Source organism: Butyrivibrio sp. MB2005 (genome assembly GCF_000424285.1).
Taxonomy (GTDB): Bacteria; Bacillota; Clostridia; order Lachnospirales; family Lachnospiraceae; genus Butyrivibrio.
The window spans coordinates 94,948-105,888 of sequence record NZ_AUJP01000019.1; the positions used below are offsets into that span (position 1 = coordinate 94,948).

11 protein-coding genes are annotated in these 10,941 nt (G+C 40.7%); all 11 read left to right on the forward strand.

The genetic code is table 11. The features are described 5' to 3' along the window. Nucleotides 1–45 precede the first annotated feature (45 nt). Nucleotides 46–930 (forward strand): ATP-grasp fold amidoligase family protein, encoded by an 885-nt coding sequence (locus G610_RS0111525; protein WP_026524920.1) that lies wholly within the window; start codon nt 46–48, stop codon nt 928–930. After that, nucleotides 931–2,379 (forward strand): oligosaccharide flippase family protein, encoded by a 1,449-nt coding sequence (locus G610_RS20660; protein ID WP_035797424.1) that lies wholly within the window; start codon nt 931–933, stop codon nt 2,377–2,379. Continuing rightward, nucleotides 2,376–3,146, forward strand: coding sequence for a Fic family protein (locus G610_RS0111535; RefSeq protein ID WP_026524921.1), 771 nt, complete (start codon nt 2,376–2,378; stop codon nt 3,144–3,146). Before G610_RS20660 ends, G610_RS0111535 begins: the two co-directional genes overlap by 4 nt. 114 nt (nt 3,147–3,260) lie before the next feature. Continuing rightward, on the forward strand, nt 3,261–5,390 hold the full coding sequence (locus tag G610_RS0111540; RefSeq protein WP_026524922.1) for a DUF7309 domain-containing protein: 2,130 nt from the start codon (nt 3,261–3,263) through the stop codon (nt 5,388–5,390). 9 nt (nt 5,391–5,399) lie between these two features. Continuing rightward, nucleotides 5,400–5,564: a hypothetical protein gene (locus G610_RS23080; protein ID WP_155831016.1), complete on the forward strand. Its 165-nt coding sequence runs from the start codon at nt 5,400–5,402 to the stop codon at nt 5,562–5,564. A 13-nt stretch (nt 5,565–5,577) separates the two neighbouring features. Next, nucleotides 5,578–6,243, forward strand: coding sequence for a DNA/RNA nuclease SfsA (gene sfsA / locus G610_RS0111545; protein WP_026524923.1), 666 nt, complete (start codon nt 5,578–5,580; stop codon nt 6,241–6,243). Between the two features lie 647 nt (nt 6,244–6,890). Next, a complete protein-coding gene (locus tag G610_RS0111550; RefSeq protein WP_155831017.1) occupies nt 6,891–7,709 on the forward strand; it encodes a hypothetical protein in 819 nt (272 codons plus the stop codon). Nucleotides 7,710–7,734: 25 nt separating this feature from the next. Next, a complete protein-coding gene (locus tag G610_RS0111555) occupies nt 7,735–8,409 on the forward strand; it encodes an HAD hydrolase-like protein (protein ID WP_026524925.1) in 675 nt (224 codons plus the stop codon). Nucleotides 8,410–8,590: 181 nt separating this feature from the next. After that, on the forward strand, nt 8,591–10,027 hold the full coding sequence (locus tag G610_RS0111560; protein ID WP_026524926.1) for an FxLYD domain-containing protein: 1,437 nt from the start codon (nt 8,591–8,593) through the stop codon (nt 10,025–10,027). Between the two features lies 1 nt (nt 10,028). Next, nucleotides 10,029–10,622: a VanZ family protein gene (locus G610_RS0111565; protein ID WP_026524927.1), complete on the forward strand. Its 594-nt coding sequence runs from the start codon at nt 10,029–10,031 to the stop codon at nt 10,620–10,622. Nucleotides 10,623–10,693: 71 nt separating this feature from the next. After that, nucleotides 10,694–10,941 (forward strand): hypothetical protein (locus tag G610_RS0111570; protein WP_026523688.1); only part of this gene is annotated, 248 nt, incomplete at its 3' end.

Consider the following 10,941-nt stretch of genomic DNA (forward strand, 5'->3'; position numbering starts at 1 on the left):
ATTTGCTGTCTGTGAAGTTATTAAGTAAAAATGAAAAGGCGGAAAATGAACGTACACGATATAAACTACTTTGTGAAGAGTCATCTACCGGAGTTTTTGTATCCTGCAATCATTCAGTATAGATATAAAAAGAGAATGGGGATTTTTTGCAATCTGAAAAATCCTCAGACATATACTGAGAAGATGCAATGGGCAAAGCTTAACAGGAGAGATCAGATTATCACTGAGCTTACTGATAAGATAAAGGTCCGGGACTGGATTAAAAACAAAATCGGAGAGGAATACCTGATACCGATGATCGCAGGACCTTTTGATAGTCCTGATGAGATAGACTTTGATAGTTTGCCTGAAACGTATGTTATAAAAACCAATCATGGCAGTGGTACTAACATAATAGTTACCGATAAAAACAGCATTTCAAAAGAGGATATAAAAAATAAAATCAGGAAATTTCTTGGCAAAAACTTCGCATATCATACGATGGAGCTTCAGTACAAAGAAATAAAGCCAAGGATCTATATAGAGAAGTTTATGATTCCTGAAGGTGAAGAGGATCTTCCTGATTATAAGTTTTTTTGTTTTGACGGTAAGGTTTTTTGCTCTTATACAATGATTGATTATACGGTCAACCATTCTGAAGGGAGGCTTGGTTTCTTTGATAGGGATTACAAGCTGATGCCCTATTATCGTGCTGATTATAAGCCTATAAAGGAGCAACTGCCGCCGCCGGATAAGTATTGGGAAATGGTGGAGCTGGCAGAGACTTTATCAAAAGGTTTTTCTCATGTGCGAGTTGATTTTTATAACGTAGAGGGCAAGGTGTACTTTGGAGAGATGACATTTACCAATGCCAGCGGACTGTGCATATTTGTGCCTGATGAATTTGATAGGATTTTGGGGGATCAATGGGATCTTGGTTCGGGGATTTGAATGGCTAATGAAAGAATAAAATCCAATTTCATATATAATGCATTGTTCCAGCTTTCAGGTATAGTCGTTCCTTTGATAACGTTGCCGTATCTGACCAGGGTTCTTCACGCTGACGGAATGGGTAAATATGCTTTTTCTTATTCCGTAGCATATTATTTTTATATTTTTATCAGACTGGGATTGCACAATTATGGCAACAGGACAATTGCTTATGTGAAAGATGATCAATATGAATTATCGAAGACATTTTTTGAGATTTATGCCTTCCAGTTTGTGATGGGATGCAGTATGTCTGTGATATATTTGATGTACTGCATATTTTTATCTACGAACAAAACACTGTCTTTTATTTTTATGCTGATTGTTTTGGCGGGAGGAATCGACCTTACATGGGCGCTTTACGGCCTTGAAGAATTCAAGGTTACTTCCATAAGAGATATTTCGGTTAAAGTTCTGACAGCTGCCTGCATATTTGCATTTGTTAAAGATGAAGCTGATGTATGGAAGTATTCACTTATTTATTGCAGCGGCTTTTTTATCAGCCAGCTTGTATCTATACCTGTTCTGAAAAAACGAATCCACTATGTGAAGCCGGGGTATCAGGACATAATCATTCACATAAAACCCAACCTGGTTTTGTTTTTGCCAACTATTGCTGTCAGCGTTTATAAGACCATGGACAAAATAATGCTGGGGCTTATGTCCAGTGATCTGGAGCTGGGGTACTATCACAGCTGTGAGAATATCATAAAAATCCCGCTGGCTCTTATAACAGCCCTTGGAACGGTCATGCTGCCAAGGATGTCCAATATCCTCTCTCATGGGGATGATAATCCGGAGGCGGAAAGTATTTTTGATAAATCGATTTTGTTTGCGATGTTTATCTCATCTTCCGTTTGTATCGGGATTATGACTGTTTCGAAAGAGTTCGTGCCGCTGTTCTTTGGCGAAGGCTTTGAAAAATGCATAACCTTATTTAATATAGTTTTGCCAAGCTGCTTGTTTTTGGCATTTGCGAATGTTATCCGGACGCAGTTTCTTCTTCCAAGGAAGAAAGATAAACTTTTCGTCATATCTCTTTTTACCGGTGCTGCAGTGAATCTAATATTGAATTTGATTCTCATTCCCGGTTTTGCTTCGGTAGGTGCAGCGATAGGAACACTGGCTGCAGAGATAGTGGTGTGCGTTGTTCAGGCCGTAAGTGTTTATAAGGAAGCTCACATTGGCAGAAACATAATTAATTCGCTGCCCTTTGTTTTGGCAGGGGTATTGATGTATGCGGTGTTTAGTAATTATTCTCCGGTTATTCTGGGTAATGACATTCTTTCATTATTGTTTAAAATAGTGATATGCGGCTTGTTTTATCTGGCTGTGCTTGGAGTATTATGGTTTGGTAAAATAAAGATACATTATCAGGGAAACAACTCTGTTAAAAAGGAAAAAATATGACAACTACTTACTCAGATATTCTTTCCAAATGGAAATTAAAAAGCATACAATCAGAAGCAGACCTTGATGTACTTTTAGGGGATTTCAGGGTTTTATTTGCATACCACTCCAACAAGATAGAAGGCGCGGGAGTGTCAATTCATCAGACAAGAGAGATATTTGAGAATGGTAAGGTTGTTGGATATACGGGAGATCTGAGAGCACTTTTTGAAGCTGAGAATCAGAGAGCTTGTTATGTTTTTCTGAAAGATAAGATTCTTGCAAGAGAGAAGGTATCAGAGAACCTTATTTTAAATGTGCAGGAAATCCTATGCCATGGCTGTTATGATGAAAGCAGATGGCAGAAGGGAGAACGCCCGGGAACCTATAAGAAGAATTATTATGGCGCAGGGCTTTCTGTTGGAGTTATGCCGGAGGATGTGCCAGAAGAAGTTCGATTTATTTGTGATGAACTTAATGGGTATCAGTTTGATGATGCGGAGAAGGTTCTGAAGGCAGCAGCCTGGTTTCACTGCAGCTTTGAGAGGATACACGCTTTTGCAGATGGAAACGGCAGGGTCGGCAGGACGCTTCTTAATTACATCCTTATGATAAATGATGTTCCGCCTGTGATACTTTTTGATGAAGATAAGGAAACCTATTATATGGCACTTGAGGTATTTGATCATACTGACAAGATCGATGGCTTTGTTGCCTTTTTAAAGGAACAGATGGTTAAGACTTGGACAAGAACAAGCCCGAAGGGTGAGGAGTTTATTTGCATATAAGAGGCAATATGGCAGGAACTATAAGAGTTTGCAATATAAGTGTATAAGCAGGTTCCAAGGGATAGTCTTAAAGAGGTATACAAAGAACTGGTTAGATAATAGAGGAGACATGTAATGAAATACATTTTGAAAATAGAGCTTGTTGGCGGGGCGTATTATACCCATGGGGTGATGAGAAAAATAGAAATTGGCGGAACGTCCACTCTGGATGACCTTTGTATTGCCATACTTAATTCTGTTGGTTTTGATTACGATCATCTTTATGATTTTGAAATAGATGGCGTTGTTTATGAGAGAATGAAGTCGGAATTTGGGAGTGGCAAGAAAACTAACGTGAAGCTTTATTCAACAGGAATAAGGAAAGGTTCAGTTTTCAGACTGAACTATGATTATGGCGATGATTGGACATTCCTTATAACGGTAGAAGATGCTATTGATGAAAAGGGCTTCATTCCTGTGAAAGTCATAGAAAGCTCTGGAGAGGTGGAGCAGTATCCGGGTGAAGACTGGGATGATGAATATGCTGATGACAGTTTTTATGATGAGTATTTCGAGATAATAGACAGTGATGAAACGGCAGATTATCCGGCAGGAACAAGAGAAGAGGCGACCAAAGAGGAATGGGAGAAGCTTTACAAACTTGCTTTTGAGTTTAAAAAGAAGAAACCCTGGACTTATATGATGAACTCAGATGTTGTGGAAATCCGTTTTGATGATGAGGTTTTTGGTGAATTCATTATCATGGGTAATGGCGGAATGGAATACGGATTTTCTCTATATCTTGGTGATGAAGGATATAGTCAGATGCGAAGAATGGTCTTAACGGACCATTATGGAATAGAAGACTCGCATGTAATACTTGGGCAAAACAGCATAAATATGTGGATTGGAGATAAAGAGGATTTGTCTCCCGGACATGAAGAACTGATTAAGAAGCTTGGACTTAAGTTTCGGGGAAAGAGATCTTATATCTATTTTGATAAGTATTCCCCCGGGTTTGCACCATATATACTTGATGGAAAAGAAGTAAGAATATGTACGGAATTTTTGACTCTTTTGCTGGAGACTCTCGATAGATGCAAGGAAAATATAAATGAGATCAGAGACAATTTTACTATTTTTTCATATGAGTCAAAGGGTGGAGATTTCGAGTTTGGAATAAAGAAGCTACCTGAGAAGGAAAAACTATTTGTGGCTCCGCAGATGGTAGTTGATAGCAATACAACCAAGTTGAAGAAAGCAAAAAAGAATAACGATACATGGGAACTGGATATGCAGATTAGCGGAGGAATAGTTCAGGATGAAGAATTCTCAAAACCGCTTCTTATGCCAACCGCGCTTATTGCTTCCAGAAAAAATGAAATCATAATTGCCCGTATGATGATAGAACCGTCCATGATCAAAGAAGAGGAAGCTTGTAATCTTCTGGCAAATGCTATTTTATCACATGGAAAACCGAAGTCGATAGTTGTAAAAGATATCATGATTTCAAACATGATAGCAGATGTATGCAAGGTATGCGGAATAGAGATTACATTAGGTGATACGCCAATAGTCTCAGAATTTTATGAATATGCAGACAATCCGGAAACTGACAGAGAAATCGAGGAAATGATGAATTTCCTTGGGATGGATATGGATGAAGCGTTGGAAGCTGCTTCCAGATCAGAAGCAGATTTCATGGACTATGCCAAGAGTAAGATAGCTGAGAACTTTATGAATGGAGATTTTTTCGGCCTTGTTCCGGAGGAAGAAAAACTATCTTCTCAGAAGCAGAAAATACAGAGAGTTTTGGATGCATTTGGTGAGGGGCAGTTTGATGAGGATACTCTTGAAGAGTTAGATATAATCATTACCTCTGAATGGGCACAGCGCACCAGAGATGTAGTTTCCATGTGTAAAAAGCAGACCCTTGAGTATATGGTCGGGGAGCTGGGGCTTTTGGTGAACAGTGGAGCAAAAAAAGAAGTTCTGGTCGACATAATTACTGACAGGATAATACGAAAGCCAAATGAGATGGTAAGCTTCCTTAATGCGGATGAGAAGAAACTACTAAAGACATGCATGAGACTTACAAAAAGCGATGACTGTGAATTTCCGGAGGATTGTCCTTTTTCATCAGATACAGTAATATCTCTCGTTGAAAAAGGTATGCTCGATGTGAAGTGGCTGACCAGTAACTTTGGGATTCAGCTAGTACTATGTCCGTTAAAAGCTATGGAGAAAGTGATTAAAAAGTTTTAGGGCAGGGGGATGCTATGCCGGTTACACAGAACGACATATTCAAAGCTTGGAAGTGCCCTTGTCTATGTCTGCGATGCTAGGAAAATGACGGACACAGTTCGGAAGATATGGGAGAGAACTGACAGGGATCTTTACATAGCATCTATGAAGATTCCGGAGGAGTATTATCAGTAACGGAGAATTTTAAATGCGATATAATGCAATTTCTGAGGCGAAATTCATATCCCGCCCAAATAGGTTTATAGCCAAGGTAATGCTTGACGGTAAGGAAATAACCGTCCATGTGAAAAACACCGGCAGATGCAGAGAGCTTCTGATCCCTGGATGCAGGGTGTTTTTGGAAAAGGCATCGAACCCTGAGAGGAAAACGCCCTATGATCTTGTGGCTGTAGAAAAGGATGGCCGAATAATCAATATAGATTCTCAGGCACCAAATGCTGTTGTCAGAGAGTGGCTGCTTAGTAAAAATGAGTATAGCTTCGTAAAGCCTGAATATAAATACGGCGATTCCCGAATTGATTTTTATATGGAAAAGGGAGATAAAAAGTACCTGATGGAGGTTAAGGGATGTACGCTGTTTGTAGATGGCGTAGGCTATTTTCCTGATGCTCCCACAGAGCGAGGAGCTAAGCACCTTAGGGAGCTGGCGGGAGCTATCTCTGAGGGTTATCAGGCAGCAGTAGCTTTTGTTATCCAGGGCGAGGGCATAACCGAGGTGAGACCAAATATGACTACGGATCCTGAGTTCGCTGCAGCTTTTGAGGAAGCAAGGGCAGCAGGTGTTAAGGTGATCTTTTATCTATGTAGAGTCACTGAGGATAACCTGGAGATTATGGAAGAGGTTGAGAGATAGTCTTGATCTTGCGGGAGAGACGGTTTGGTAGCTTGGATTTTGCGGAGGATATTTACATCCGATACGTATGACTTTCCGAACGATAACAAGGAAAAATCGTTCGGAAATCTGCGTTCCGCAGACACGCCTTTCACTTCGTGAAAGCCTGGTCCATTACGGATGCCGAATTTCTGATGAAATTCGGTATCCTATACTGATTCATAGCTGCATTATACGTGTCAGTTGTGGCAGATTTTGGCACGCATGCGGATTTATGTTGTTAATATGCGTGTCCGTGGGACTTAACTCCGACACGCGCATAACTTCATGTGATTCAATATGCGTGTCAGTGAATGGCCAGTGTATATAAGTCGGTGACGCATTTTGAGATTTTTTCTTATTCTGCTTCATAGCAGTTTTGAGGCCAACACGTAAGGCCAAGAAAACTCATAAGGTGCGTGTCGTTTTCGGAAAATATCGACACGCAGAAGTTCATAAAGCATACATATGCGTGATTTTGTTGAGAATATGGCAGGATGACTTAGCTACTTCGACACGTAGCATTCATCTGGACTTTCATTTACGTGTCCAAGACATCCGACTTTGAAGGCCTTTCAGCAGGATATGATACATTATATTTTATTTTATTTAAGGATAAATCAGTAGTAATGAAAAAAAGATTAGTACAGTTGTTGGTAATAACAACAATGATAATAGCCACCGGTTGCGGAAGGCAGGCTAATAACGAAAACGCAGAGCTATGGACGCATATTCAGAGTGAGAATAATGGCGATGAGAGTGCAGAAGCGGAAGTAAAAACAGAATCGGATGAGAAAGAAGTCTCTGTTGAAGTTTATGGAGAGGCAGAGCAGGGAGAAAAATCTGAGCTCGAAGAGCGGGGCGGACAATTAGAAGCTGAAGTGCAGTCAAAGGATTCTGCAGAAATAAATGAAGAAGAGAATGAAGAAGAATCATATGGGGCATCATCGACAGTGGAGGATTCAGTAACAACTAACATAACTGAAAATGTTTCGTCATCTGACGAATCCCTCCAGACTTCATCCGGCCTCCTCACATCCACAGCGGACATAAATCTTACTGACGTCGATGGTAACGGAGCGAGCTACACATTTACATATGATGGCGAGCAATACAGCGCTGAGTACATAACGGATAACTGGAAAATCAGGAATTCCTACAAGATTAATAATGAAAGTGATATGATTATTATTTGTCAGGCTCTGATTGATGAAAAACCTGTTCATGGCAGAGATATGGAATCCTACAGAACAGCTGAGGATATGGCCTACGAGTGGGTGATTCACAACATGGCCTACGAGCTTTTATCTGATGATGATGCCATGAAAGCACACGCCAAAGATGTGGACTTTGATCCGAAGGATCAGAATAGAAGCTTTGATGAGATTTATGAGGACAGGACAGGAAAAGAGTTTAATATAAACGACTTCCTTAATCGCATGAATTAACGCAGGAAAATGGACAGATAAGATTATGAAATACAAGAATTTACTATTTGATTTAGACGGTACGCTTACAGATTCATCGGAGGGCATCTTTAAGTGTTTTCACTATGCTTTTGAAAAAATGGGATATCCGCAGCCGGATCAGAGCCTGTTGCAGACTTTTATTGGACCACCTCTTGGGGGCAGCCTTGTAAGAGGCGGCATACCGGAAAGCGAAAAAGAAAGAGCTATCAAGGTTTACAGAGAACGCTACAACACTGTTGGAAAGTTCGAAAACAGCCCCTATCCCGGCATGATAGAGCTTTTACAGAAATTAAAAAGCGAAGGCTTCATGCTCTATGTAGCGACCTCCAAACCTGAAAAGACAGCACTTGAGGTTCTTGATCATTTCGATATGACAAAGTATTTTGATGAGATCGCAGGCTCTACCATGGATGGAAGCCGCGAGACCAAAGAGGATGTTATTAAATATCTTCAGAAGAAAATCGAAAGCGCCACAGATGGCTCAGATGCTACAACTATTGAGAAGCACAACACTGTAATGATCGGCGATACCTCCTACGACATCCTTGGCGCAGCGGAGTGCGATATTCCCACAATCTGCGTAGGTTGGGGCTTTGGAGATAAAGAGCAGATGATAAAAGACGGCGCTCTTACCATAGTAAACAGCATGGATGAGCTTTATGCATTTTTGAATGCATAATAAACGCCCTGAAACCACCGCAAATACTGAAGGATTTTCTTCAATGGGGTTTAAATATCAGCAAAATGTGCCGATATATATATGAATAAAATGTGTTTTGCATTGCTATAAATGTAGATGTTTGCTACCATTTTATGTGTAGAGTGGTTTTTATCACTAATCTATGTCTGAGGGGAATGTCATGAAATACGCAATTACATCTTTTGCACTGATAATAACGCTGGTGTGTGGTTTTATTTTTGGTGCATATTATATGTATAACAAGTATAATCCCAAGCCCATCGTCCAGACCGTTGAGAGTGAAACGCCTGAGGAAGAGGAGCTTGATAACTCTGCTTATTATGACAGTGATGGCAACTGGATTTTCAGATATGGAACCGAAGAGAATATAAATGGCGAGACCGGTGCAAATGCTATATCAGCAGGCGGCTCAGCTGTAGAAAACATAGATTACAGAATAACAGGCACAAACTTCGTCTATGAGGATGATGGTTCATACTCAGGTTTTCATGCGGTTGTAACTGTGGAAAATATCGGATCAGGCAATCTGTACCTTGGTAGCGGATCAGTATTTAATATAGAAGACAGAACTCTTAACGTTGTGGATTCCTACGATTATGTAAGAGCTGTACCGGATGTAATCGCACCCGGTGAAAAGGGATTCTTCTATGTGCCTTACGGTCAGATCAAGACTAAAGAGGACAGTGTCACTATCGAAGAGGGTGACCTTTCCGGTGAAGTTCTCGATGCCATGAGCGGCGATACCATTGAGGGTACTATCGAAAACGGCGAAGATGTAAATGCAGTTGATATCGATGAGCTTGAAAAGGCTCTTGGAATCAGAGACGTTGATAACGGCGATGCAAACAGTGAAAATGCTGAGTCCGGTGAAAACGGCGGAGCAGATGCAGGAACCTCGATAGATGGCAGTTCATCTGATTCTTCAAGCGAAGACAGCGGAACTAAGCTGGATGATGCAAGACTTGATACACAGTTTGTGAAGTCGCAGATTTATCTTGCCGCAGCAGATGCAGCAAGTGATGGCAGCAGTGAGGACGATAAGGCCTCCGAAAGTGCTGACAGTAAATCAGATGCATCCGCTTCATCGGATGAGACGGAAGAAAATGCTGAAGATACTGAAAATGCCGAAGAGGAAGATGACTCTGCAACAGAAGATGGTGGACTGGGAACTGGCCTTGAAGATGCAAATGCAGAAGAGTCTGAAGCGGCCGAGCCTGAGAAGCCTGTGTATCCCGGACTTTCCTTATACAAGGTGAATGAGTATTTCATCATGCCGATGCTGGATGTTCAGAAATGTGCCGACGATCCGAAGATAGACTACGATATTGACAAGATAGTATATGGAAGTAACAATAAGGGCTATTTTACTCTGTCAGCAAATGTTACAAATGCGACAGAGAAAAATATAGATTTTATCCCTGTTACAGTTATTGCACTTGATAGAAGAGGTAATGCTATTGCAGCATGCCGTGACTCTATCACAGATTTTTATTCGGGAGCCACAAAGAGCTTTGGCGTAAGCTATGTTCTTACAAGAGAGCAGCGCTCGAATATCGTACAGTGCATAATTTATGCCAGGGATACTGTAGTTAAATGATATGATTCTGGAATTTTTTGCTGAGAATAAGGATGTTTTTATAAGAATCCTTGAAGATATAAGTGACGTAAGTAAATATGCAAGTGCAGGCATTGTGATCGCTCTTATTTATGGAGCGGTCTATTTGCTGTATACGCTAATTTGCAAGCTTATGAAAAGAGAGCGGAAACTTGGCATGGACCATGCAGTTGCTGTTTTCATGCTGCTGATCTATATGACCGCTTTTGTCTACATTGTGCTGATGAGCAGGGAAGCGGATACCTATTCCGGGGTGAATATGGAGCTTTGGTCAAGCTGGGGACATTCTGTTACCACCAAGGCGTTTTTTATAGAAAATATCCTGCTGTTCATTCCTATGGGAATCCTGATGCCCAGTGCATTTAAGGCCTTTCGTAAACCCTTCGTTTGCATACCGGTATGTATGCTAGTGTCACTTTGCATTGAGACCATCCAGTATTCCTTTGGGCTTGGAATCGCTGAGCTGGATGATGTGATCACAAATACCGCGGGAGGTGCCATAGGCTATATCATTTGGCTGATTCTTTTATTTATTCACTGGATATGTATTAGGGTAAATATAGATTCGGAGAAATAAAAAAAGGAAAAGCACCAGCCTTCATGTTAAGATTGAGTTTGCGACAAAAATCTAAAAAGGCGGTGCTTTCCATGTACAACAGTATACTACAGTTTATTCAGAATGATATCAAGGAGATTGAGAAAAATGTCAGAAGTCTCCTTGATGGAGAGAAGGATGCAGCAGATCTTTCAAACGATGTTCATGAGCGTGTGTTAAAGCTTGGATGCAGGCTTATCAGTGAGATATATGAGCAGATTGATGAGGAGATATTCAAGAGCCTTGTAAGAAAGAACAAGTATTATGTCGAGCAGAAGGATATGCCCAGATCTCTTGTTGA

Excerpts from the sequence above, each read along its gene's own strand:
- G610_RS0111525 (WP_026524920.1), top strand. The coding sequence starts at position 46 with ATGAACGTACACGATATAAACTACTTTGTGAAGAGTCATCTACCGGAG.
- G610_RS0111550 (WP_155831017.1), top strand. The coding sequence starts at position 6,891 with ATGAAAAAAAGATTAGTACAGTTGTTGGTAATAACAACAATGATAATA.
- G610_RS23080 (WP_155831016.1), top strand. The coding sequence starts at position 5,400 with ATGCTATGCCGGTTACACAGAACGACATATTCAAAGCTTGGAAGTGCC.
- G610_RS20660 (WP_035797424.1), top strand. The coding sequence starts at position 931 with ATGGCTAATGAAAGAATAAAATCCAATTTCATATATAATGCATTGTTC.
- G610_RS0111540 (WP_026524922.1), top strand. The coding sequence starts at position 3,261 with ATGAAATACATTTTGAAAATAGAGCTTGTTGGCGGGGCGTATTATACC.
- G610_RS0111565 (WP_026524927.1), top strand. The coding sequence starts at position 10,029 with ATGATTCTGGAATTTTTTGCTGAGAATAAGGATGTTTTTATAAGAATC.
- G610_RS0111560 (WP_026524926.1), top strand. The coding sequence starts at position 8,591 with ATGAAATACGCAATTACATCTTTTGCACTGATAATAACGCTGGTGTGT.
- G610_RS0111555 (WP_026524925.1), top strand. The coding sequence starts at position 7,735 with ATGAAATACAAGAATTTACTATTTGATTTAGACGGTACGCTTACAGAT.
- sfsA (WP_026524923.1), top strand. The coding sequence starts at position 5,578 with ATGCGATATAATGCAATTTCTGAGGCGAAATTCATATCCCGCCCAAAT.
- G610_RS0111535 (WP_026524921.1), top strand. The coding sequence starts at position 2,376 with ATGACAACTACTTACTCAGATATTCTTTCCAAATGGAAATTAAAAAGC.